This is a genomic window from Laedolimicola sp. (assembly GCF_051972735.1).
Lineage (GTDB): Bacteria > Bacillota > Clostridia > Lachnospirales > Lachnospiraceae > Laedolimicola > Laedolimicola intestinihominis.
In genome coordinates this window covers 67910-91388 of record NZ_JBOKYU010000003.1, presented here as the reverse complement: position 1 = coordinate 91388, position 23479 = coordinate 67910, and the positions used below count along the sequence as shown (strand labels likewise).

The 23479-nt window shown below is 51.5% G+C and carries 20 protein-coding genes and 1 other annotated feature; of the genes, 17 read left to right on the top strand and 3 right to left on the bottom strand.

Translation table 11 applies throughout. The features are described from left to right. Nucleotides 1-34: 34 nt before the first annotated feature. Entirely contained in the window at nucleotides 35-1372 is a 1338-nt protein-coding gene (locus tag ACTRC3_RS01910; RefSeq protein WP_440321117.1) for an MATE family efflux transporter, read from the bottom strand. A 124-nt stretch (nucleotides 1373-1496) separates the two neighbouring features. Here ACTRC3_RS01910 and ACTRC3_RS01905 point away from each other — a divergent pair, with 124 nt between their 5' ends. The 17 genes from ACTRC3_RS01905 (at nucleotide 1497) to ACTRC3_RS01825 (ending at nucleotide 21491) form a co-directional block, all read left to right on the top strand. Further along, on the top strand, nucleotides 1497-2483 hold the full coding sequence (locus ACTRC3_RS01905; protein ID WP_440321115.1) for a lipoate--protein ligase: 987 nt from the start codon (nucleotides 1497-1499) through the stop codon (nucleotides 2481-2483). A 196-nt stretch (nucleotides 2484-2679) separates the two neighbouring features. Beyond that, the gene (locus ACTRC3_RS01900) at nucleotides 2680-3672 is read left to right on the top strand and encodes a rod shape-determining protein MreB (RefSeq protein ID WP_178038733.1); all 993 of its coding nucleotides are present in this window, start codon (nucleotides 2680-2682) and stop codon (nucleotides 3670-3672) included. A gap of 124 nt (nucleotides 3673-3796) precedes the next feature. Next, nucleotides 3797-6079: an SF1B family DNA helicase RecD2 gene (gene recD2 / locus ACTRC3_RS01895; protein ID WP_440321112.1), complete on the top strand. Its 2283-nt coding sequence runs from the start codon at nucleotides 3797-3799 to the stop codon at nucleotides 6077-6079. Continuing rightward, nucleotides 6000-6734: a double zinc ribbon domain-containing protein gene (locus ACTRC3_RS01890; RefSeq protein ID WP_440321110.1), complete on the top strand. Its 735-nt coding sequence runs from the start codon at nucleotides 6000-6002 to the stop codon at nucleotides 6732-6734. Before recD2 ends, ACTRC3_RS01890 begins: the two co-directional genes overlap by 80 nt. 50 nt (nucleotides 6735-6784) lie before the next feature. Then, a complete protein-coding gene (locus ACTRC3_RS01885) occupies nucleotides 6785-7216 on the top strand; it encodes a hypothetical protein (protein WP_440321109.1) in 432 nt (143 codons plus the stop codon). Continuing rightward, complete coding sequence (locus tag ACTRC3_RS01880) at nucleotides 7213-8199, top strand: hypothetical protein (protein WP_349163801.1); 987 nt, start codon at nucleotides 7213-7215, stop codon at nucleotides 8197-8199. The genes ACTRC3_RS01885 and ACTRC3_RS01880 overlap by 4 nt, the downstream gene beginning before the upstream one ends. 30 nt (nucleotides 8200-8229) lie before the next feature. Beyond that, complete coding sequence (gene cdaA, locus ACTRC3_RS01875) at nucleotides 8230-9108, top strand: diadenylate cyclase CdaA (protein ID WP_178038738.1); 879 nt, start codon at nucleotides 8230-8232, stop codon at nucleotides 9106-9108. Beyond that, nucleotides 9086-10522: a CdaR family protein gene (locus tag ACTRC3_RS01870; RefSeq protein WP_440321106.1), complete on the top strand. Its 1437-nt coding sequence runs from the start codon at nucleotides 9086-9088 to the stop codon at nucleotides 10520-10522. Before cdaA ends, ACTRC3_RS01870 begins: the two co-directional genes overlap by 23 nt. Nucleotides 10523-10543: 21 nt before the next feature. Beyond that, complete coding sequence (locus ACTRC3_RS01865; protein WP_178038740.1) at nucleotides 10544-10807, top strand: HPr family phosphocarrier protein; 264 nt, start codon at nucleotides 10544-10546, stop codon at nucleotides 10805-10807. Continuing rightward, entirely contained in the window at nucleotides 10797-13508 is a 2712-nt protein-coding gene (locus tag ACTRC3_RS01860; protein WP_440321104.1) for a DUF2142 domain-containing protein, read from the top strand. The genes ACTRC3_RS01865 and ACTRC3_RS01860 overlap by 11 nt, the downstream gene beginning before the upstream one ends. Before the next feature lie 18 nt (nucleotides 13509-13526). Then, nucleotides 13527-15053 (top strand): lipopolysaccharide biosynthesis protein, encoded by a 1527-nt coding sequence (locus ACTRC3_RS01855; RefSeq protein WP_440321103.1) that lies wholly within the window; start codon nucleotides 13527-13529, stop codon nucleotides 15051-15053. Between the two features lie 24 nt (nucleotides 15054-15077). Beyond that, on the top strand, nucleotides 15078-16088 hold the full coding sequence (locus ACTRC3_RS01850; RefSeq protein WP_440321101.1) for a glycosyltransferase family 2 protein: 1011 nt from the start codon (nucleotides 15078-15080) through the stop codon (nucleotides 16086-16088). Beyond that, nucleotides 16081-17055, top strand: coding sequence for a glycosyltransferase family 2 protein (locus ACTRC3_RS01845; RefSeq protein WP_440321100.1), 975 nt, complete (start codon nucleotides 16081-16083; stop codon nucleotides 17053-17055). The genes ACTRC3_RS01850 and ACTRC3_RS01845 overlap by 8 nt, the downstream gene beginning before the upstream one ends. Continuing rightward, nucleotides 17042-18112: a glycosyltransferase gene (locus ACTRC3_RS01840; RefSeq protein WP_440321098.1), complete on the top strand. Its 1071-nt coding sequence runs from the start codon at nucleotides 17042-17044 to the stop codon at nucleotides 18110-18112. The genes ACTRC3_RS01845 and ACTRC3_RS01840 overlap by 14 nt, the downstream gene beginning before the upstream one ends. A gap of 127 nt (nucleotides 18113-18239) precedes the next feature. Then, nucleotides 18240-18498: a binding site (T-box leader), on the top strand. A 106-nt stretch (nucleotides 18499-18604) separates the two neighbouring features. Beyond that, complete coding sequence (locus ACTRC3_RS01835; protein ID WP_440321096.1) at nucleotides 18605-19663, top strand: ABC transporter substrate-binding protein; 1059 nt, start codon at nucleotides 18605-18607, stop codon at nucleotides 19661-19663. A 95-nt stretch (nucleotides 19664-19758) separates the two neighbouring features. Continuing rightward, on the top strand, nucleotides 19759-20682 hold the full coding sequence (locus ACTRC3_RS01830) for an ABC transporter permease (RefSeq protein WP_440321094.1): 924 nt from the start codon (nucleotides 19759-19761) through the stop codon (nucleotides 20680-20682). After that, nucleotides 20682-21491 (top strand): ABC transporter ATP-binding protein, encoded by an 810-nt coding sequence (locus ACTRC3_RS01825; protein WP_440321093.1) that lies wholly within the window; start codon nucleotides 20682-20684, stop codon nucleotides 21489-21491. The genes ACTRC3_RS01830 and ACTRC3_RS01825 overlap by 1 nt, the downstream gene beginning before the upstream one ends. A gap of 60 nt (nucleotides 21492-21551) precedes the next feature. On the opposite strand, the gene ACTRC3_RS01820 is transcribed toward ACTRC3_RS01825, so the two are convergent. Next, nucleotides 21552-22361 (bottom strand): alpha/beta fold hydrolase, encoded by an 810-nt coding sequence (locus tag ACTRC3_RS01820; protein WP_440321091.1) that lies wholly within the window; start codon nucleotides 22359-22361, stop codon nucleotides 21552-21554. Continuing rightward, entirely contained in the window at nucleotides 22354-23469 is a 1116-nt protein-coding gene (locus tag ACTRC3_RS01815) for a Gfo/Idh/MocA family protein (protein WP_440321089.1), read from the bottom strand. Before ACTRC3_RS01815 ends, ACTRC3_RS01820 begins: the two co-directional genes overlap by 8 nt. Nucleotides 23470-23479 lie beyond the last annotated feature (10 nt).

Genomic DNA, 23479 nt, shown 5'->3' with positions numbered 1-23479 from the left:
TAGAAAGGGACGCCCTATTTTTAAAAACGACGATTTACAGAAGATAATTTCTTTCTCCGGGTTTTCTGAAATAGGTTTGGTGCATGCCGAGGGTAAGCACCAGAGTCAGAAATTCTGCTACCGGGATAGCAAGCCATGCTCCGGTTACCCCGAGAAACCGGGGCAGAATCAGCAGGGACAGTACGATAAACACCAGCGTCCGTAAGAATGAGATAATTGCGGATACCCTTCCATTGGACAACGCGGTAAAGAAGCCGGAGGACGTGATATTGATTCCGCTGAACAGAAAATTAATGGCGAAAATCCGAAAGCCTGCGTCAGCCAGGGCAAAGGTTTCCGGGTCATGGGTGAAGATGGATACCAGCAGTGTGGAGGTGGCGACGGCAGCCAGGGTCATGAGGACAGATGACGCAGCCACGAAGAGAAACGAGGTTTTATAGATGCTCCTAAGCTGCTTCCGGTTCTGCGCGCCGTACTGGAACCCCACGATGGGACTGATGCCGATGGAAAAGCCCAGATAAAAGCCGTTAAATAAGAACTGCCCATAGAGCAGAATCGTGATGGCGGCTACGCCGTTTTCCCCGGCCAGATCCAGCAAGATAATGTTGAAGAGAAAGGTAATCACTGCATTGGAAAGCTGGGTGACCATCTCGGAAGAACCGTTATAGCAGGCCATAAGAAGTTCTTTCCCATGCAAACGGAAACGGGTGAAATAAAGGCCCTTCCGGGAAAGCAGGAAAAAGAATAACCCGGCGATGGCCGGAACGGACTGGCCGATACCGGTGGCCAAGGCAGCGCCTGTGATTCCCATAGGGAAGACCAGAATGAGAACGTAGTCCAGAACCGCGTTCAGAATACCGGCGCCGATAGTCAGGAAAAGACCCAGGGCAGGCATACCGGCTGTCACCAGATAGGACTGGAACAGGGTCTGAAGCATACAGGCCGGCGCGAACATCAGGGACACGGACAGATAAGCCCTGCAGTCCGCAAGCAGGACGTCTGTGGAGCCTAGGATGCGGCAGAGGGGTGTCAGAAAGATCTGGGTCAGCACCAGAAGGAGCAGGCTGACGGCCAGGCCGATGACGGTAAACTGGGTCAGGCATTCCCGGGCGTCCCTGCCCCTGCCTTCTCCCAGATATTTACTGATGATAGCGTTGCCGCCGGTGCCCAGCATGGTGGCGATGGCAATGACCACATTGATTACGGGAAAAACGATATTGAGGGAAGACAGGGCGTTGCTTCCCAGAAAACGTGAAATATAAATGCCGTCTACAATGGTGTAGAGGGACATGAAAATCATCATGATGATGGATGGAAACGCGAATTTTAAAAGCGCCCAGGGCGTGAAATGCTGATTTAACGACGTACTCATAACAAACTCCTTTATCATCTGTAAGGGATAGCATATAGGATAAGAAGGAATACGTCAAGAAATCTATGGAAAATTAGAGAAAAATTAAGAAACAGAGAAATGACCTGCAAGGAGGAGACGCGACATGAATAATTATTTTGTACAGACCTACACCTGGAACCCCTGGAGAAATCTGGCCGTGGAGAAATATCTGGCAGACAAAATTGAGCCCGGCGACGTGGTGCTTTATCTCTGGCAGAACGAGCATACGGTGGTCATCGGACGGAATCAGAACGCGATCCGGGAATGCAAGGCCCAGCTTCTGGAGGAGGAGGGAGGCTTTCTGGCCAGACGTACTACCGGAGGTGGAGCCGTGTACCATGATCTGGGCAATCTGAATTTTACGTTTCTGGCATCCCCGGAGCGCTATGATCTGGAAAAGCAGCTGAAGGTGATTCAGGCAGCCTGCCGGAAATTCGGCATTGAAACGCAGTTTTCCGGACGGAACGACATCATTACCGAGGATGGGTTCAAGTTTTCCGGAAATGCGTTTTCCAAGAATTCCCATTGCAATATTCAGCATGGAACCCTGATGGTGGATGTGGATGTGACGCAGCTTGGCAGATACCTGACTCCGTCCAAGGAGAAGATGAAGGCCAAGGGCGTGAAGTCTGTACAGTCCCGGGTATGTAACCTGAAGACGTTGAATCCGGACATCACCACAGACGCTCTGCGGTCAGCCCTGAAGGAGAGCTTCGTGGAAGCCTACGGCGATTTTTCCGAGCTTAACCCGGCTATCTTTGAAAACGCTGAGGTACAGGAAATCTATAATCTTTATTCATCCTGGGACTGGAAGTTCGGCAAGTCTCCTGAGTGTGAGACCTCTTACAGCAGGCGCTTCGACTGGGGTGAGGTGGAGATCTGGCTGCGCCTGAAAAATATGCACATGGAAGAAATTAAGATTTATTCCGATATGCTGGACGTGGAATTCCCGGCGAAGCTGGAGAAGCTGTTACAGGGGAAACGGTATGATATGGCGGACCTGAACCTGGATGATGAGACAGCGGAATTTACACCGGAGCAGCGGGAAAAAGCAAAGCAGGTGTGCGAATGGCTGGCTCATTGTTTCTAAACGGGATCTTACAAGGATCTTAAGAAACCATTAAATTTTCCTGCGACGAAAAAAAACACTTTTCTTTTTGGAATTCCTTGTATATAATATAAGTTACGCAAATAGGTGTTTGCACAAAGCCTGAATAACAGCTTGAAAATGTGTAAGACTGATATTATAGAAGATTAAGGAAATGTGAGAAAGGGGAATCTGTAAAATGGCAGGAACAGATATCGGAATTGACCTGGGTACAGCCAGTATCCTTGTATATATAAATGGAAAGGGCGTCGTATTAAAAGAGCCGTCCGTAGTGGCATTTGACCGTGATACCAATAAGATCCGCGCCATCGGCGAGGAAGCCCGTCTGATGCTGGGAAGAACCCCCGGCAATATTGTAGCGGTACGTCCGCTGCGTCAGGGCGTTATCTCTGACTATACCGTAACGGAGAAGATGCTGAAGTACTTCATCCAGAAGGCTACAGGAAAGAGATCCTTTCGAAGACCGCGTATCGCAGTCTGTGTACCCAGCGGTGTAACTGAGGTAGAGAAGAAGGCTGTAGAGGACGCTACCTATCAGGCAGGCGCCCGTGAGGTTATGATCATCGAGGAGCCCATCGCGGCAGCCATTGGAGCCGGTATCGATATTTCCCGTCCCTGCGGTAATATGATCGTAGATATCGGAGGTGGTACCAGCGATATCGCTGTTATCTCCCTGGGCGGCGCGGTAGTCAGCACTTCCGTGAAGATTGCGGGAGATGACTTTGACGAGGCTATCGTCCGTTATATGCGTAAGAAGCACAATCTTCTGATCGGTGAGCGTACCGCAGAGGATATCAAGATCAAAGTAGGTACCTGCTATCCCCGCGCGGAGGTGGATCGTATGAGCGTCCGCGGACGTAACCTGGTGACAGGTCTTCCGAAGTCCGTAGAGGTAACCTCTGAGGATTGTGAGGAAGCGCTTCGTGAGTCTACCATGCAGATCGTGGAGGCTGTTCACAGCGTGCTGGAGAAGACTCCGCCCGAGCTGGCAGCAGATATTGCGGACAGAGGAATTGTCCTGACCGGCGGCGGCGCTCTGCTTCGTGGTTTAGAGGAACTGTTGGAGGAGAAAACCGGCATTAACACCATGACGGCAGAGGACGCCATGAAGTGTGTAGCCATCGGAACCGGTAAGTTTGTAGAGTTCATGGCCGGTAACCGGGACGAGTAAATTATACTTTTACAAATGAGGGGCATGACGGAGGTTTATCTGTCATGCCCATTTGTATATAACAGAGAAGTGGCGGGGAATCCTGCAATGCAGGATTCCGAAAAATACATAAAGGTATAAACGTATGAAACTTGAGGGGTATGTGGAACATATTATCTACCGAAACGCGGAAAATGGATATTCGGTGCTGAATCTGATGGCCGATGAGAATGAAATCACGGTTGTCGGCGTCTTTTCCTATATCGGCGAAGGAGAATTGGTGGAGCTGGAGGGCGACTATACGGAGCATCCCATGTACGGTCAGCAGTTCAAGGCGGAACGCTTTGAGGTGAAGACGCCAAAGGACGCCCTGGCCATGGAACGCTATCTGGCCAGCGGAGCCGTAAAGGGCGTGGGTGCGGCGCTGGCGGCCCGGATTGTGCGGCGCTTCGGCGCAAAGACCTTCGAAATCATGGAACGGGAGCCGGAGCGCCTGTCTGAGGTGAAAGGTATCAGCGATCGGAAGGCCCGGGAGATCGCGGAGCAGATGGAAGAAAAACGGGATCTTCGGGACGCTATGGTTTTTTTACAGGAGTATGGCATCTCCATGAATTTGGCTGTGAAGATTTACCAACAGTACGGACAGGAGATTTATCGTATAATAAAGGAGAATCCGTACCGATTGGCGGACGATATCGCGGGCGTAGGCTTCCGAACAGCGGATGAGATCGCAAAGCGCGTCGGGATCCGGGAGGATTCAGACTTCCGGATCCGCAGCGGTATTCTGTATACACTGCTGAACGCGTCGGCGGAGGGGCATACCTGCATTCCGGAGCAGATGCTGCTGAACCGGACCGTGGAGCTTCTGGGCGTGCCGCCAGAATCCGTGGAGCGCCATGTGTCGGATCTCAGCATCGACCGGAAGCTTATACGAAAAGCTCTGCCGGACAGCCGGGGACAGGAGACGGCCTTTGTCTACGCGGCGTCCTATTATTACGCAGAGCTCAGTATCGCAGCCATGCTGTATCATCTGAATCTGTCCATGGATGAGACAGACGCGGTGATTGACACGCGGATTTCAAAGATAGAAAAGGCCACGAAGACCACGCTGGACGAGCACCAGCGGGAGGCGGTGGCGGAAGCAGTGCGAAACGGTCTGCTGATTCTGACCGGAGGTCCCGGCACCGGAAAAACCACGACCATCAACGCTATGATACATTATTTCGAGGCGGAGAACTTAAGCATCTTTCTGGCAGCGCCCACCGGGCGCGCGGCCAAGCGGATGACCGAGGCTACCGGCTGTCAGGCCCAGACCATTCACCGAATGCTGGAGCTGTCCGGCGGGCCAGAGAGCGCCGTTGGAGGCCGAGCCATGTTCGCCCGCAATGAGGAGAATCCGCTGGAGGCGGATGTGATCATCATTGACGAGATGTCTATGGTGGATCTGCATCTGATGCAGGCGCTTCTAAAAGCGGTGGTACCGGGAACCAGACTGATTCTGGTGGGCGACGTGAACCAACTGCCCAGCGTGGGACCCGGCAGTATTCTGCAGGATATGATCCGTTCCGAGACCTTTCCGGTGGTGCGCCTGACTAAGATCTTCCGACAGGCGGCGGAGAGCGATATCATTGTAAATGCCCATAAGATCAACCGTGGCGAGCCGGTAACTCTGGATAATAAGAGCCGGGATTTCTTCTTTTTGCAAAGGCAGGATCCGAACATCATTCTGCGGGTGGTGCTGGCTCTGGTGCAGGAGAAGATGCCCCGTTATGTAAATGCGGAGATTTCGGATATCCAGGTGCTGACCCCCATGCGCAAGGGCGCGCTTGGTGTGGACAATCTGAACCGGGTATTGCAGCGTTACCTGAATCCCGAGGATAAGGACAAAGCGGAGATTCCCTTTGGACACGGCGTCGCCGCGGAGGACGGCGGAACCGGAAAGGGCATCCTGCGGGTGGGCGACAAGGTCATGCAGATCCGCAACAACTACCAGCTGGAGTGGGAGGTCCGCAATCGCTACGGCATTGCCATTGATAAGGGCGTGGGCGTATTCAACGGCGATATGGGAATCGTCCGTGCCATCAATACCTTTGCGGAGGAAGTAACCGTAGAATTCGATGAAGGGCGTATGGCTTCTTATCCGTTTAAACAGCTGGATGAACTGGAGCTGGCTTACGCCATTACCGTACATAAGTCTCAGGGAAGCGAGTATCCGGCAGTGGTGATTCCATTGCTTTCCGGCCCCCGCCCCCTGATGAACCGGAACCTTTTATATACGGCAGTGACCCGTGCCAGATCCTGTGTGACCCTGGTGGGCAGCGCCGCCACCTTCCAGGCAATGATTGAAAATGGTACGGAACAGAAGCGTTACACAGGTCTTTGCGAAACTATCAAATCTTATATATCCTCGCAGATGTCCGATATGTGATGAGATTACCGGCGGGGCAGAAAAGCTTATCTGTGACAGCTGCCGGACGGTATTGCAGCCGGTGCGCGAACCGGTCTGTATGAAATGTGGGAAGCCGCTTTCAAAAGAGGAGGCAGAATATTGCCCCGACTGTCTGCGGCGGAAGCATCGATATGAAAAGGGCAGGGCAGTTTTCCTATATGACAGAGTCATGCGGGCGTCCATCAGCCGGTTTAAATATCACAACCGCAGGGAATATGCGGATTTTTACGCAGAAGAGCTGCTGCGGGCCCATGGGCGTATGCTTCGTTCCTGGCAGCCGGACGCCCTGATTCCGGTGCCGCTCCATAAGAGCCGCATGCGGAAACGCGGGTTTAATCAGGCAGCGCTGGTGGCAGAACGTATGGGAGAGAGGCTGGGAATTCCGGTGGAAGAAAAGCTTCTCATACGGGTAAAGAAGACCAGTCCCCAGAAGGAATTAAACGATTCCGCAAGACGGGAGAATCTGAAAAATGCTTTTCAACTCTGTGGGAATGATGTAAAATTAAAGAGAGTGGTACTGATAGACGATATCTACACCACCGGCAGCACCCTGGATGCGGCGGCAGCCGCCCTTCTGACAGCGGGGGTGGAAAAAGTGTATTTTTTAAGCATTTGTATTGGAAGAGGCTTTTAAATATGCTATACTGAATTCAATTAGGAGTATGCAAAAGTTAAGGGGTATTTATGTTAAATGAAGAAAAAATCAGACTCATGACAAAGGCGGCCTCCTTTGAGGCGGGCGAGGGAAAGAAAGCGCTGGAAATGAACCGTTTTTACAAGGGTGATTACTTAAGTATTCATCTCATCGGCGCGTGGATTTCCTACACGGTGGCATTCTGCCTGTGCGTGGGTCTCTGGGCTTTTTATAAAATGGAATATCTGATGACAAACCTTCATAAGATGGATCTGGCCGCGTTTGGAAAAGGGCTTGCGCTTCTCTATCTTGCGCTTCTGGGCATCTATCTGGTGATCCAGTATGTGGTTTATTATAACCGGTATCAGGAAAACCGGAAGAAGCTGGCTGCATATAATCACATTCTGAAGCGTATTTCCGGCATTTATGAGTCGGAGACGTCGGGCAGCACAAGTATGGCAGAAGGAGCGAAGGAAGAATGAAGACCTTACTGGAAATGAGAGAAAAACTGAAGATTTTTTTAAGCAAATATGATATATATATATATCCGGTGCTGAAGTTTATCATGGCACTGGTGACATTTCTGCTGATCAACGGTCATGTGGGCTTTATGAAGAAGCTGGATAACCCGGGGATAGCCCTGGTGCTGGCGCTTCTTTGCTCCTTCCTGCCGGTCAATGTGACGGCGGTGTTCGCGGCGATTCTGATTTTGCTGCATGCCTACGCGCTTTCTCTGGAGGTATTCGCAATTACCCTTGTGGTATTCGCGGTGATGTTTCTGCTTTTTTTCAGCACTGCGCCCAAGTTCGGATATGTGCTGATCCTGACACCATTGGCCTTCGTGTTCAAGATTCCGTATTTTGTTCCGCTTGCCATGGGACTGGTTTCCACGCCGGTGACAGCGATTCCGGTTGCCTGTGGTACGGTGGTGTATTTTCTGCTTCACTATCTGGGCATGAATACAGCCATGCTGAGCAGCGCCCAGAACAGTACGGTGACCGAGAAGATTACTTATCTTCTGGATAATGTACTGAACAATAAAGAAATGATTCTGACAGTTGTGGCCTTTACCCTGACGATAGTGATTGTATACATGATTCGAAGAATGTCCGTGGATCATGCATGGACCATTGCCGTAGTGGCGGGCGCTGTGGCGGACGCCATCGTGCTTTTGACCGGAAGTCTGATCCTGGGGGTGTCTCCGAAGCTGCTCAGCGTGATTGTGGGTGGGATCCTGTCGGCGGTGCTGGCGCTGCTTTTGCAGATCAGTATATTCAGTCTGGATTATTCCAGAACCGAATATGTACAGTTTGAGGATGACGAGTATTACTACTATGTAAAAGCGGTTCCCAAGATCAGTATCGCGGTTCCGCAGAAAAAAGTAAAGAAGATCAACGCGCAGAAAGCGCCGCAGAGAAAGGTTTCATCGGGAAGAAAGAAGAGCAGCGCGTCGAGACACCAGTAAACTGGCCGGCGGCAGAGAGGATGTGAAAAAGTGCAGGGTTCTGTGTGGAACTATATCAATCAATATGTGGCGTTCAACACCATCCACTGGAATGATCTACTGGATATTATTATCCTGTCTTTCCTGCTCTATGAAATCATGGTGTGGATCAAGAAGACCCGCGCATGGGTGCTTCTGAAGGGCTTTGCGGTTCTGCTGGTATTCATTTTTGTGGCCTGGGCCTTCCGCCTGAACACGATTCTATGGCTGGGCAAGAATATCTTCAGCCTGGGAATTACCGCGCTGGTTATTGTATTTCAGCCGGAGCTTCGTAAAGCGCTGGAGCAGCTGGGACGGCAGAATATCATCAGTTCGGTATTCAGCTTTGACAGCGCGAAGGAGTCGGAAGCCAGGTTCAGCGACAAGACCGTTAATGAGCTTATAAAGGCGGTCTTTGAGATGGCCAAGGTCAAGACCGGAGCGCTGATAGTCATTGAGAAGAAGACGCCGCTGAACGAGTATGAGCGTACCGGCATTACGCTGGATTCCGTGATTACCAGTCAGCTTCTGATCAATATTTTCGAAAAAAATACGCCGCTGCATGACGGCGCGGTCATCATCAGGGGTGACCGGATTGTGTCAGCCACTTGTTATCTGCCGCTGTCGGATAACCTGTTTCTGAGTAAGGAGCTGGGAACCCGTCATAGAGCAGCTGTGGGAATCAGTGAGGTGACGGATTCCCTGACCATCGTGGTATCGGAAGAGACCGGAGCTGTGTCTGTGGCCATGGAGGGTGACATTAAGCGCAATTTGAATCAGGATGACCTCCGGGCGCAGCTTGTGGCAGCCCAGGATAAGGCGCAGGACAATGGCAGATTCAGATTATGGAAAGGACGGGTGAAGAAGCATGAAAAAAATGCTGACAAATAACCTGGGACTGAAGCTCCTTTCCGTGATCGGAGCCATTATGCTCTGGCTGATTGTCATGAATATTGACGATCCCTATACATACAGGGATTTCTCTCCGATTCAGGTCACGATGCTCAATGAGAACGTGGTAACGGATCAGGGTAAGGTTTACAAGATAGAGGACGGCAGCGACGTCATCAGTATCCGTGTGTGGGGCAAGAAATCCGTTCTGCGTGAGTTGGATATCACGGACTTTACCGCGACGGCGGATATGCAGAAAAATATCAAATACAACGATCTGGTAGGTATCGAGGTGACCTGCAGCAATAAAAACATCCGCAGCGCCGACATCAACCTGAGCCGGGAAAACGTAGTTATCAGCGTAGAGGACGCATCCTCGGAGCAGTTTAACGTAGTGGTGAAGCAGAACGGCAAGGTGGCCGACGGTTACATGATCGGAACCGCGCTTCCGGAGCAGAGCCTGATTCAGATCAGCGGCCCGGCTTCCGTGATCGCCAAGATCAAGCGCGTGGAGGTAGAGATCAAGACCACCGGCGTCAACTCAGACCGGACCATTCACGGCAAGCTGAATGTGCTGAACAGCGACGGCGAAGCCGTAGATACCACTTATTTGGAATATACCGGAAAGAACGACGGTATGGATGTGGCCATCACCATGCTGCGGACCAAGACAGTTCCGCTGTCTGTAGGCCATACGGGCACACCGGAAGAGGGCTACAGCTTCAGCTCCATCTCCTATAAACCGGAGACAGTGATGATTGCCGGAGCTTCTGACGCAATCAGTAAGATTACAGCGATTTTGATTCCGGATGAGGCGATCAATATCGACGGTGTTTCCGAGAATCAGCAGCAGACCATCGACATTACCCAGTATCTGCCCGATGGCATTCGACTGGCGGACGAGACAGACGCTTTGATCGCGGTCAGCGTGGAAATTGAGAAGAAGCAGGGTAAGACTGTGACCATCCCGGTATCCCGCATCGGTGTACAGAATGTGCCGGCAGGAATGGAAGTGGACTTCGGCGACACCAGCAGTATTGAACTGGTGGTAATGGGAACCAGCAGCGAACTGGCAGCTCTGGATACAGAGGCGATTGCAGTGACGCTGGATGTGGGACACACCAGAGCGGGGAATTATACAGAAACCCTGAACGTAACCCTTCCGGACGGTGGCTACAGCCTGATGCAGGATGTGGAAATCCAGTATAAACTGGTAAAGAGAACAGCAGCTGACGACAATAAGACTACAGGAGACAGCAGCAGTACAAACGGCAGCACAGACAGCAAAAAGGAGAATGTCTCGGACGCCGGAAATGACAATACAACGGGAAACAGTACCCCGGATAACACCGCTGGTGACAATAGCAGCGGAGACAGTGCGGGGGAGAGTAAAAATGACTCGGCAACAGAGTAAAAGAACGGGAGGTTGACATCTATGGTAAGTCAAAAAGTAACTATCACAAATCCGACAGGTCTTCATCTTCGTCCGGCAGGAATCCTCTGCAAGACGGCCATGCAGTTTCGCTCCGCGGTAACCTTCACCTTTGGCAATACAACAGCCAATGCGAAGAGTGTTTTAAGCGTACTGGGTGCATGTGTAAAATCAGGAGATGAGATTGAATTTCATTGTGAGGGCGCAGATGAAACAGAAGCGCTGGCTGCAATGGTAGAAGCAGTGGAGAGTGGTCTTGGAGAATAAGAAGAAATGGGCGATAGGGTATGCAGTATTCTGCATACTCTATTTCGCCGTGTCTGTTGCTATGCCCCATGACAGACTGGAATCCCGGGGGCTGGAGGGTATCGGAAAGCCCTCGTTAAAACTGAAGACAGAAACGATAACGGATGATACAGAGCTGAGATTTGAATACCTGCCAGATGCACAGGCGTTAAGCCAGCTTTCTTTTTATTTTACGGCGGATGACGAGGGTGTCTATACGGATGGCCGGATTGATATCGGGGCCTATGACGCGCAGACCCGGGAGCTTCTGGCCAGCGCTTCCTATGATTTGCAGGATCTGGGTGCCGAGGGTTTCTGGGGTGTGGACTTTACACAGGAGCCGGTGGGACAGGCTGTCGAGGTGGTCATCACCGGAAAGGGTATAAAGAACGGACCCTATATCTGGCTGAATACGGAGACGGAGACAGCCGGAACATCCTACGAGGATGGACAGATCCTGGAGAATAATCTGATTTTTAATGCGGTGTACCGGACACAGGTGCACTATGTGAAGAAACCGCTGATCACGACGCTGATGTTGACGATTCTGGGAGCCATGTTTTTCCTGGTGTCCGGGAAGAAGCAGGAAAAAGCGACAAAAAAGCGGGATTCCGGACTTGGGAAAAAAGCGGCTGCTTTCGGGAGAAAGCTGAAGACCTTCTATGAGAAACATAAAAAGCTCCTGGGGCTGGGACTGCTGCTTTTTATTACGGCGCTTATGTTCCTGTATGTGTATGACGTACAGATTCGAAAGGCCATGAACAGCACCCATCGGGAAGTAGTCATGAAGGACAATCAGGAGCTGCTGCCCGTGACAGCGGATACACAGGAGCTGATTCAGTATTATACCACCGAAGAAAAACAGTTGGTGGGGTTGGGTGTGCGGATGGATCTGGGCGAGAATTTTGCGGGAGAGGGGCTGATTCACGCAGAGGTCTATGATGTGACCGGGGCGGCAGCTTCCGGCGAGACGACCGATCTGGCGGATCAGGGAAGCCTGCTCTGCGCAGCGGATATCGACGCGGCCACATTGCTGGATGGTCAGTATATGGGCCTGATTTTTGACAACTCCCAGACGGATACCAAGGGACATACCTACGAGGTGAAGCTGCATTTTGCGGATACGCTTCTGGATTCAGGTCTGTCAGTGATTGTGACGCCAAAGGGTTATTACAAAGAGAATACCCTGCTGGTAAACGGCGCGGAGAGCGCGGTCCGGCTCAGCATGAACGCCCATACGTATTTCAATCTGTTCCTGAAAAAGTATTTCTTTGCCATGTTTCTGTTTGCGGAGGCCGTGTGCGCAGGCTTTTATTACCTGGCTTTTATGCGGAAGTGCAAGATAGAGAAAGTATTTCTGTTTACGATTCTCTGCCTTGGCATTCTGTATAATTTCCTGATTACGCCTTATATGACGCCGGATGAGTCCTATCATATCGACATGACCTACCGGCATTCCAATACGCTGCTTGGTATCGAGTCGGCGGGCGAGAATAAGTGCTATAAGCGGATGGATGATACGAAGATCGAATTTACATCGGAGCCCAGCCTGGAGAATTATAAGAACATTTACGACGGATTCTTCAGGGGCGTAAGGGACAACCGGTTGGTGGAGGCGGACGCTACATCCACCACGGAAGCGCCGATGATTCTGTATCTTCCGGCGGTGCTTGGCATGACGCTGGCGCGACTTCTGCATCTGGGAACAGTGCCCATGTATCTGCTGGCGCGCTGGTGCAGTCTTCTGTTCTTCGCGCTGATGACATATATCGGCATGAAAAAGCTGCCCTTTGGAAAGATAACGCTGTTTTTGCTGGCAATTTTGCCCATGAATCTGCAGCAGTGTACATCCTTTTCCTATGACGCGGTGATTAACGGTGTGATTTTCCTGTATATCTGCTGCTGCATTTCTCTGACCTGGCGGGAAGAACCGGTGAAGCCGGTGGATATTCTGGTCATGGGAATCTTGAGTATTGTGATGATCTACGGAAAAAGCGGTATCTATCTGCCTATCGCATTGCTGGCGCTGCTGATTCCGGCGGAGCGCTTCGGCGGAAAACGGGTGCGGAATTTCTGCATTCTGGCTCTGTGTCTGCTGCCGGTGCTGGCTTTTGTAAATAAGAACACCGTGGCAGTCAATTATATAGCAACGACTACAGAGGCCACGGCTACAGTCGGTTCTTCCACCACAGCCGGTTATACCCTCGGGTATTTCCTGTCACAGCCTCTGGAGCTGGTGCGTATCATGGCGAATACCATTGCGGACAAGAGTGCTTTCTATCTGATGTCTCTGGTGGGACAGAAGATGGGGTGGGTAGAAATCGAGATTTCGGAAGTGATTCCCATGCTGTTTCTGCTGCTTCTGGTACTGTCCTGCATGCGGACGAAGGACGAACCTCAGTATGTGAAGACCGGGCAGAAATGGTGGATTGTCTGCGTCTGTGCGGTCTGTGCAGGGCTGATTCTGGCGGGCATGCTGCTTACCTGGACGCCACGGGATCATATCTCCATTGAGGGTGTGCAGGGACGGTATTTCATTCCGTTTATGCCGGCGTTTCTGCTGGTGCTCCGGAATGGACGGCTTACCTGGAACCGGTCTGCGGAGCGGGGCCTGATGTATGCGGGTCTTGTAGGACAGCTGCTGACGGTGATGTATTTCATCAAGGCAGTATTGATATTGTAAAAAAGGAAACGGAACTTTATGAATAAAAAACGAGTAGCGATCAATATGACGGCTCAGCTTCTGGCCTTTGGCGTCAATATGCTTCTGGGCTTTATCTTGGTGCCGATTATTGAGTCGATGATTCCCAATGCCTATGGTTTCACGGATATCGCCAATAAATTCGTGTCGGCGGCCCAGATCATCGTGTCGGCCCTAAATACCATGGCCAGCCGGTTTATTACTATCCGGATTCACCGGAACGAGCAGCAGGAAGCGGAGGAATATTTTTCTTCCGTGTTCTTCGCCAATGTGCTGATGGCGGTGGTATTTATGTTCCCGGCGTTGTTCGTGGTCATGTATATAGGAAGAATTTTCCAGATTCCGGAAGCGGCCAGCCTGATGGATATCCAGATGCTGTTCTTCTTTATCTTTTTGAACTTCCTGATCAGCATCATTACTTCCGTGTTCAGCGTGGCTTCCTACAGTAAGGATCGTCTGGAGCTCAGCTCCATTTCCACGATTCTCGGAGAGCTGACCCGTCTGACTGTACTGTCGGTCTGCTATCTTTGCTTTAAGCCCTATCTGTTTTACGTGGGCTGTGCGTCAGTCTGCTCCACGGTGATTCAGGCGGTGGCGAACCTGACCTTTACCAGAAGGCTGCTGCCGGATATGGAGATTCGGATTCGGGATTTCCGCTGGAGCAAGATCTGGGAACTGGTGTCTCTGGGGGCCTGGAATTCGGTGACCCGTCTGGGACAGCTTCTGCTGGATGGATTGAATACCTCTATCGCGAATATTATGGTCAGCTCAGCGGCCATGACGACCATCTCTATCTCTACCCAGATTCCGGAGGTAATCTCGAATCTGATGGGAACCATTGCGGGCGTCTTTAACCCGCAGATGACGATTGCCTATGCAAAAGAAGATAAGGAACAGCTGCTGGAGATTATCGCCAGCGCGGATCGCATTATGATATTTATTATCAGTATCCCCATTGCGTTCCTGACGGTATTCGGTAAGACCTTTTTCGGACTCTGGGTGGGCAAGACACAGGACCCAAAAGAACTCTATATTCTGGCTCTTCTGAATGTGGGTACGCTCTTTGTCAGCGCCAGCATTCAGGTACTGTACCATGTATTTCTGATTACCAAGAAGGTAAAAGTGAATTCCATGGTCATTGTGGGAAGCGGCGTACTGACCGTGGCAACGGTTTTTGTGTTGCTGGAGACCACGGATCTCGGTATGTATGCCATCGTGGGCGTCAGCATGGTCTATGGAATCCTGCGTAATCTGATTTTCACGCCGCTTTACGCGGCTCACTGCCTGAAGGTGAAATGGTATACCTTCTACGGCGATATTCTGATGGGTCTGGTGTCCATCGGCCTGATTTGCCTGGTGGTACTGCCCTTTGAGTTATTTATCAACATCGACGGCTGGCTCAAGCTGTTTGGCGTAGGCATCGTGGCCGGAATCCTGGCGCTGCTTGTGAACTTTTTTGTGGTGCTGCGGAAAGGTGAGCGGCAGATGGTGCTGGAAAAGGTGCGCAGTAAACTGGTAAAGCATTAGGCTCCAGTATGAGGAGGGACTGAAATGGTAAGTATCATTGTACCTGTGTATAAAAGTAAGGATACGCTGAAACGCTGTGTGGAAAGCCTGCTGGCGCAGACGGTAGAGGACACAGAGATGATCCTGGTGGACGACGGTTCGCCGGACGGTTCCGGGGAGCTCTGTGACAAGCTGGCGGAAGAGGACAGCCGGATTCGGGTGATTCATAAGGAAAATGGCGGCGTGTCCTCGGCCCGGAATGTGGGTATTGAGGCTGCGAAGGGTGATTATCTGCTGTTCGCGGACAGCGACGATTATGTGGAACAGGATATGGTGGAGAAGCTTCTGGGTGGCATCGGAAATGACGATATCGCCATCTGCGGCTTTCATCATCACTATCAGGGCCGGGACATCGTCCGGATTCCGGAGGTGCCGGGACAAAGCGGCGAGGAAAATTTTCTGGCGCTCTACGGCGAAGGATTTCTGAATATGCCCTGGAACAAGCTGTATAAACGGGAGCTGACGGGACGTTTTGACGAGTCCTTAAGTCTCGGGGAAGACCTGCTGTTTAATCTGGATTATCTGCGGCGGGCGGATGGAATCGCCATTGTGAAAGCGCCGCTTTGCCACTATATTCAGGATGAGACCGGGGCGAGTCTCTCGTCGCAGAAGCGGGAGGATCGCCTGATGCTGGCAAAGCATATCTGGCGGGAGACGAACGAGTTTTATCAGGAACTGGCAGGGCATCCGGATGAGAGCGGTGTCATCAATGCCCGTTTGATTCAGGATATGCTGGACGACGTAGAGGGGCTTCCTTTCGATGCGGAGAAAACGAAGAAGGAGAAGCTGGAAGTCATAGACGCCTATTGCCGGGACGCGGAACTGCGGGAAGCGGGGCAGGTGGCGGCACTTAGGGCTCTCGATTATCAGGTGATTCATTTCTGCATGCGCCGGGGCTGGAAGCGGCTAACCTATGAGCTGTGCGAGCTGCGGGCCATGCTGGTTCGGGCCAGACGGGCGGCAGAGGAAGAAGAAAAGGAAGCAGAAGATGCATGATCTAATATCAGTAATTATTCCTGTTTATAAAGTGGAAAAATATCTGTGCCGGTGCGTGGATTCAGTGCTGGAGCAGACCTATACGAATATGGAAATCATTCTGGTGGACGACGGATCGCCGGATAATTGCCCGGTCATGTGTGACGAGTATGCCAGACAGGACAGCCGGGTGAAGGTCATTCACCAGGAAAATGCAGGTCTGTCCGGGGCACGTAATGCGGGCATTGACATGGCGCAGGGTCAGTGGCTGGCTTTTGTGGATTCGGACGATTATCTTGCGGCAGATTTTCTGGAGCGACTATATCAGGCCTGTGTGGATACGGGCAGCAGCTTAAGTGTCTGCCGCTGGGAATATGTGCGCGGTGAGACAATTCCGGAGCATGGAACCGGGGAGACGCGCGTGTATACAGGCCGGGAGATGCTGGCGAATCTCTATGTGCCGGACGGAGCTTATTTTGTGGTAGCGTGGAATAAGCTTTACAGAAAAGAATTATTCGAGGATATCCGATATCCGCTGGGCAGAATCCATGAGGATGAGGCGACCACTTACCGTATCTACGATAAGGTGAAGAAAGCGGCTTATGTGGATCGCTCCCTGTACGGCTATTTCGTGACGCCGGTGAGTATCACCCGGGGGTTCAATCCAAAACGGATGGACTGGGTGACGGCGGTAGCGGAGCGGCTGGATTTCTTTGAACAAAAAGGCTATACAGAGCTGATGGTGCCGGGACTTCAGGCGCTGGCGGATGGAAGTATCGATATCTGGTTTGGCTTACGGGATCAGCTTCCGGGCAGTGAAAAGCAGCAGGAGGAAATACGGACATTGATTCGCGAAGGTCTGCGGCGTGTGAAGAAGTATGGGAAGTTCCCGCTTCGGACGGAGATTGGCTATCGGATGTTTCTGACCTGGCCGGGATTGTATCGGAAACTACTGAATCAGGTGAAGGATGAAAATGGAAAGCAGTAAGAGATTAAGCGTGATTGTACCGGTCTACAATGTGGAGCAGTATCTGGAGCGCTGTGTGGACAGTATTTTAAATCAGACAGTGAAGGAGCTGGAGATTATTTTAGTGGACGATGGTTCCACGGACAACTCCGGGTCCATGTGTGACGCTTATGCAGCGGAGCACGCCAATATCCGGGTGCATCATAAGTCAAACGGCGGCCTGACGACCGCCTGGAAAGCGGGACTGGAGCTTGCGACCGGTCGGTACGTGGGCTTCGTGGACAGCGACGACTGGATTGACGCGGATATGTATGAGCGGATGCTGACACTTGCCGAGCAGGAGGATGCGGATGTGACGGTCTGCGGGCTGGTCTTTGATTTTGAGGATCCGAAGATTCCGAAAAGAAATGAAATTTCGAATTTCAAAAAAGAAGTCTATGGACGGGCGGACTTGGAGGCTTTATTTCCAACGCTTATCAATGATGGCTACTTTTTCGGACGGACATTGCAGCCTGCCCGGGTGACGAAGCTGTTCCGGAGATCGCTTCTGCAGGCAAATGTGCAGTTCTGCGATGACAAGGTGGCGGTGGGGGAGGATCTGCAGATTACGTTCCCGGTGCTTCTGGATACGAAGAAGCTATGCGTGGTGCAGAATTTTTATCCCTATCATTACTGGATTAATAACAAATCAATTACGGGGCAGTATGACAGTTCTTATATTGAGAAGGCGAAGCTTTTAAGCAGCCGGCTTCAGGCTATCAGCGACGCTAAGGGCGTCTATGATTTCACGGCGCAGATTCGGAATGATTTTCTCGGACTGGCTGTGCTGGCGGTGAAAAATGAGATTTATCGGAATTATAAGGCCGGGCGCCGGAATGTGGTCGCTAATGTGAAGCGGATCTGTGAGGACGTGATGGTACGTGATGCCATGGAAAAGCATACGATGGATAAGCTGTCGGCGTCGATCAAGCTTTACCTGTGGCTGATGCGGACGGGGCATTATAACCTGTGTTACTGGCTGGTGCTGGGGTTTTTTAAGGTGAATTATTATCTCGGGAGAGAGTATAAGAGGCAGTAGAATATAGGACGGACGAAGAGGGAATGTCAAGTGGAGAGACTTTAATAAGTTAAACTAATAAAATAAATTTTTAGAAAACTATTGACAAACCAGAAAAACGTGCATATAATACAAACAACATCAAACAGAGAAACCTGTGAAGAAGAGTAGTAGCGGACAGATGTGGATCTACAGAGAGTTCCGGAGGGTGGAAACGGAGCGTGAGGCAGTCGGTGAATGGACTTCGGAGGGCGGCTTTGAACGAGTAAACGGTCAAGTAGAAGCTGACGGGACCCCACCCGTTATCCATCGGGGCACGTATGATGGTACGTGTAGCGAGTGGACATTTCGCAGGAAATGTCAATTTGGGTGGTATCGCAGAAGTATACAACGCTTTTGTCCCATGTATATGGGGTAAAGGCGTTTTTTATTACTTTCCTCCAGACAGTCGGCTCCGGCAAGGCGGGCTGTTACATCTGCCATCTAAATTAAAAAAGAATGGAGAACAAAATTATGAAGAAGATGAATCTGAAAAAACTGGTAGCTTTTGGTTGTGCGGCAGCACTGACAGTTTCCATGGCAGGATGCGGATCCAAGGCCGATACTTCCGCAGATGCCGCGGCAGACAGCACCGCAGCAGAGACGGAGGCGGATGCAGCATCCGGCGATACTGCAGAGTACAACGTAGCCATCGTAAAGCAGCTTGACCATGCTTCTTTGGATGAGATTGCAAATGCAGTGGCAGCAGAGCTGGATCAGATTGCAAAAGATAATAATGTGACCATCAATTACGAGATTTATTCCGGACAGAACGACCAGACGACCCTGAAGCAGATTGGCGACCAGGCCATTGCGGACGGCGTAGACGCTATTATCCCGATTGCGACTCTGGCAGCACAGGTTATGACCGTATGCGCCCAGGACACCCAGACACCGGTTGTCTTCGCAGCAATTTCCGATCCGGAGGCAGCAGAGCTGACCGGCATTGACTATGTGACCGGAACCAGCGACGCTCTGGATACCAACAAAATCATGGAAATGATGCTGGCCCAGAACCCGGATATTAAGAATGTAGGCCTTCTGTACTCCCTGTCCGAAGCAAACTCCACCAAGCCGATTGCAGACGCGAAGGCATACCTGGATAAGAACGGCATTTCCTACACCGAGCAAACAGCCAATACCAACGACGAGGTTATCGCAGCAGCATCCGCGCTGGTAGCTGATAAAGTAGACGCCATCTTCACACCGACCGACAATGTTATCATGGCAGCAGAGCTGGCAATCTATGAGGACCTGGCAAAGGCAGGCATCCCCCATTACACCGGAGCTGACTCCTTCGTAAGAAACGGCGCTTTCGCTACCTGTGGCGTGAACTACACGGATCTTGGTTCCCAGACAGCTGACCTGGCATACACCGCTATGACAGAGGGTATGGACGGTCTGGAAGACTACTATGTAACAGAGGGCGGCATCATCACTGTTAATACAGAGACAGCTGATACTCTTGGCATCGACCACTCCGTATTCAATGACCTGGGAACTGTCGTAGAGGTTCAGACTAGCGAAGACTAATCACAGATTTTAAAATAAGAAGAGACAAAAAGCAGGACAGCGGCGATTTTTAGAAACGCGGCTGTCCTGCCCATCTTTATTTTGGAGGGATTCCTGTGTTACATATTTTACAAACAGCCCTGGAGTTGGGCTTTCTGTACGCGTTGGTGCCCATGGCCCTGTTCTTAAGCTTCCGTGTACTGGACATCGCCGATATGACCACCGATGGCTGCTTCGTGCTGGGCACTGCGGTGTCCGTCACCATGGCGGCAGCCGGACATCCGTTTCTGGCTATTCCGACGGCCATGGCAGCAGGCGTCTGTGCCGGCTTTGTGACCGCATTTTTGCAGACGAGACTTGGCGTGCCGTCCATCCTGGCCGGTATCGTCACCAATATGGGACTTTACACCATCAACCTGATGGTTATGAAATGGAGTGCCAATGTGAGCCTTCTGAAGACAGCCACCATTTTCACCCTGTTCCAGCAGACCGGTATCGGCGGACAGTGGTATGAGGCACTGCTGGCCGGAGCAGTGGTTATTCTGGCTGGCGTATTGCTGGTGCTGTTCCTGGGCACCCGGCTTGGCCTTTCCATCCGTGCCACCGGCGATAACATCGACATGGTGCGTGCTTCTTCCGTCAATCCGACCTTCACGATCACCGTAGGCCTTTGCGTGGCCAATGCACTGACGGCTCTTTCCGGAGCCATGGTAGGTCAGTATCAGAACACCGCCGATATCAACGGCGGAACCGGTATCGTGGTGATCGGTCTGGCCTGTCTGATTATCGGTGAGACAGTGCTGGGACGAAGAAGCGTCGTAAAGGGAGCCGTGGCCGCGGTGCTTGGTTCCATCATCTATCGCTTTATCTACGCTATTGTATTGTATACAAAGATCATGCCGGTGCAGGGATTGAAGCTGGTGACGGCAGTGATTGTGGCGCTTGCCATCGCGTTTCCGACCATGAAAAACTGGATTGCTTTCCAGAAGCGGAAAAATGAACGGAAAATGGCGCACAGGACGAAAGGAGGCCGCGCGTAATGCTGGATCTTCAGAATATATCGAAAACCTTTAACCCGGGGACGGTCAATGCGAAGAACGCCCTGTCCGGCCTCTCCCTGCACCTGGACCGTGGAGATTTTGTGACCATCATCGGTTCCAACGGAGCCGGAAAATCCACTCTGTTCAACGCCATCGCAGGCGGGTTTTACGTGGATGACGGCGCAGTCATTCTGGACGGTGAGGACATCACCTTCCTGCCCGAGCACAAGCGCAGCCGCTTCATCGGGCGGCTGTTTCAGGACCCCTTAAAGGGCACGGCTCCGGGCATGACCATCGAGGAAAATCTGGCGCTGGCGTATCTGCGTAGCGCCAAGGGAACCTCGGCCTTTTCCCGTATCTCGAAGAAAGATAAGGAACTGTTCCGGGAGCGTCTGGCCCTGTTAAATATGGGCCTGGAAGACCGGATGAAGCAGCCGGTGGGTCTTCTCTCCGGCGGACAGCGCCAGGCACTGACACTACTTATGTCAACCTTGGTAACGCCGAAGCTGCTGCTCCTTGACGAGCATACCGCAGCCCTGGACCCGGCAACGGCAGAGAAGGTGCTACAGCTGACCAAAGACATCGTAGAGCAGGAACAGATCACCTGCATGATGATCACCCACAACATGCGCCAGGCCCTGGAACTGGGCAACCGGACCTTGATGATGGCCGATGGCAATATCGTCCTGGATGTGGGCGGCGAAGAGCGAAAACATATGACTGTGGAAGACCTGCTGACCCGCTTCAAGGCAGGCGCGGGACATGAACTGGATAATGACCGGATCCTGCTTTCGGACGCAGCGCAGTAGCAGAAAAGAACAACACAAAATCCCCGAACCGTCTCTGTCATAACGGTTCGGGGATTTTTATTAGTGAAGCTGTGCAAGCAGAAAATCCAGAGTTATCTGATTGTATTTTTCAAGCTGCTCCCAGTGCTGCACATGGCCGCCGTTTTGGGCCATATAAAGCTTTGCGCCCGGGATGGCGTCGCACATAGCCTTGGTGACTTCAACCGGAACAAAGAGATCCCGGTCACCGCCGACAACCAGGGCAGGAGCTTTGACCTTGGGAAGATCCTTTAAAATGTCAAAGCCCAGAATGGCGTTGCACTGTGCTTTATAGGCGTAGCCCGGCATCGGGTAGGGGGCGGCCATATCGGCCAGCTCAGAGTCCAGCATATAAGACTCGTCCGTTTCCTGGAATGGCTGCGCAAAGATCATCCATTGTCCCAGACGGCCAAAGGTGATGCCATCCAGCTGGCCGCAGGCTTCGCGCAGAATTTCGATGGCGCGCCGGAAGCTGACACAGCAGCTGGGAAAGGTATTGGTCAGGATAATGGAGCGCACACGTTCCGGGTAATGCACAGCCAGATACTGGGTGATAGCTCCTCCCATGGAAATGCCATTGAAATGGGCGGATTCGATACCAACCGCATCCATAAATCCGATGGTGTCCCTGGCCATTTCTTCGATGGTATAGGAATAGGAAACGGGTTTATCAGACTGACCGGCACCCCGGTTATCCAGCGCATATACATGAAAATGTTTCTCATATGCAGCTATATGCGGAGCCCATTTGCTTCCCGGTGCGCCAAGGCCCATCAGGAGAATAAGAGGCTCGCCTGCGCCGCTTTCTTCATAGCTGATTGTAAGTCCATTTGCTTTGCATTGTTTAGTCACGTTCTTCTCTTGGCTCCTCTCCTGTATATAGTGCTCTTAAATGAGTTCCGCATTCCGGCAGTTCCTTTTCCATACGTTCCAGAACCGGCTCGTAATCAAAATTAGTGAGCGGAAGATCTATGCGGGTGTTATTCAGGGCGCTTAAGCACATAGCCTCCAGAATTTCGTATCCATGGAAGGCGGTTTCGATGTTGCAGGAATGAGGCTTGGAGTCATCGTCCAGCCAGTTAGCGTATTCGGTGTAGTACGGAGTCTGGATCTGTTTTTCCTGATGATGGTACCAGCCTGGTTCCTTTCCGGTAACGAATTCGCCCTTGGTAGCCTTGCTGCATTCGCCCCAGAAACCATCAGTTTCGGCATAGCCATAACCGTTGGTTCCCCAGATAGTCAGACGGTTGTCGGAATCTGCGTACATTTCCGGATTGTGCCGTTCGGAAAAATAACCGCACTCCAGATATCCGCGCACGCCATTCTCGAAGAGAATTTCGCCCATCAGGAAATCCGGTGACGGATGATTATCCTTTAGAGTGGCCGGGCCGTGTACGTGACCAACAACAGATTTTGCGCGGCAGCCGCCGTTTGCCCAGATAATGTAGTCCACATAGTGGGTTCCCAGCTGAGCCATCCAGGGCTGTGTCTCCGCAAAGATCTTCTTAATTTGTCCGAAATCGCCGCGATCGGCCTTTTTCTTCAGTTCCTGCATCTGGGTCAGATATTTCTGCTGATGGCATACAATGGCCTTTACACCATTTTGTACGCACAAGTCTGTCATTTTTTTTGCTTCCTTCATGTCTTCGGCCATGGGCTTTTCGAAGGATACAGCTTTAATACCATATTTCAGGGCCAGTTCTATCATAGAGAGACGGAGATTCGGATAAGTAACGAATACAAAAACCTCCGGCTTTGTTTCAGCCAGCATTTTTTCTACATCTGTGTAAAGCGGTACGTCCAGCTTCCACTGTTCAGATACGGCTTTCATAACTTCTTCACGAAGATCACAGAGACCTACCACTTCATAACGGTCAGAATTCTCCATAATTCCTTTTAAATGTGTTTTGCCGCGGACGCCCAGGCCCATAATTGCGACGGTATGTTTTTTTACGCTCATGTAAAAACCC

What these genes read in the sequence shown, in the direction of transcription:
- ACTRC3_RS01815 (WP_440321089.1), bottom strand. Translation starts at nt 23,469, where the DNA reads ATGAGCGTAAAAAAACATACCGTCGCAATTATGGGCCTGGGCGTCCGC.
- ACTRC3_RS01885 (WP_440321109.1), top strand. Translation starts at nt 6,785, where the DNA reads ATGTTAAATGAAGAAAAAATCAGACTCATGACAAAGGCGGCCTCCTTT.
- ACTRC3_RS01835 (WP_440321096.1), top strand. Translation starts at nt 18,605, where the DNA reads ATGAAGAAGATGAATCTGAAAAAACTGGTAGCTTTTGGTTGTGCGGCA.
- ACTRC3_RS01865 (WP_178038740.1), top strand. Translation starts at nt 10,544, where the DNA reads ATGGTAAGTCAAAAAGTAACTATCACAAATCCGACAGGTCTTCATCTT.
- ACTRC3_RS01910 (WP_440321117.1), bottom strand. Translation starts at nt 1,372, where the DNA reads ATGAGTACGTCGTTAAATCAGCATTTCACGCCCTGGGCGCTTTTAAAA.
- ACTRC3_RS01890 (WP_440321110.1), top strand. Translation starts at nt 6,000, where the DNA reads ATGGTACGGAACAGAAGCGTTACACAGGTCTTTGCGAAACTATCAAAT.
- ACTRC3_RS01905 (WP_440321115.1), top strand. Translation starts at nt 1,497, where the DNA reads ATGAATAATTATTTTGTACAGACCTACACCTGGAACCCCTGGAGAAAT.
- ACTRC3_RS01850 (WP_440321101.1), top strand. Translation starts at nt 15,078, where the DNA reads ATGGTAAGTATCATTGTACCTGTGTATAAAAGTAAGGATACGCTGAAA.
- ACTRC3_RS01900 (WP_178038733.1), top strand. Translation starts at nt 2,680, where the DNA reads ATGGCAGGAACAGATATCGGAATTGACCTGGGTACAGCCAGTATCCTT.
- ACTRC3_RS01840 (WP_440321098.1), top strand. Translation starts at nt 17,042, where the DNA reads ATGGAAAGCAGTAAGAGATTAAGCGTGATTGTACCGGTCTACAATGTG.
- ACTRC3_RS01845 (WP_440321100.1), top strand. Translation starts at nt 16,081, where the DNA reads ATGCATGATCTAATATCAGTAATTATTCCTGTTTATAAAGTGGAAAAA.
- ACTRC3_RS01870 (WP_440321106.1), top strand. Translation starts at nt 9,086, where the DNA reads ATGAAAAAAATGCTGACAAATAACCTGGGACTGAAGCTCCTTTCCGTG.
- ACTRC3_RS01825 (WP_440321093.1), top strand. Translation starts at nt 20,682, where the DNA reads ATGCTGGATCTTCAGAATATATCGAAAACCTTTAACCCGGGGACGGTC.
- recD2 (WP_440321112.1), top strand. Translation starts at nt 3,797, where the DNA reads ATGAAACTTGAGGGGTATGTGGAACATATTATCTACCGAAACGCGGAA.
- ACTRC3_RS01855 (WP_440321103.1), top strand. Translation starts at nt 13,527, where the DNA reads ATGAATAAAAAACGAGTAGCGATCAATATGACGGCTCAGCTTCTGGCC.
- ACTRC3_RS01880 (WP_349163801.1), top strand. Translation starts at nt 7,213, where the DNA reads ATGAAGACCTTACTGGAAATGAGAGAAAAACTGAAGATTTTTTTAAGC.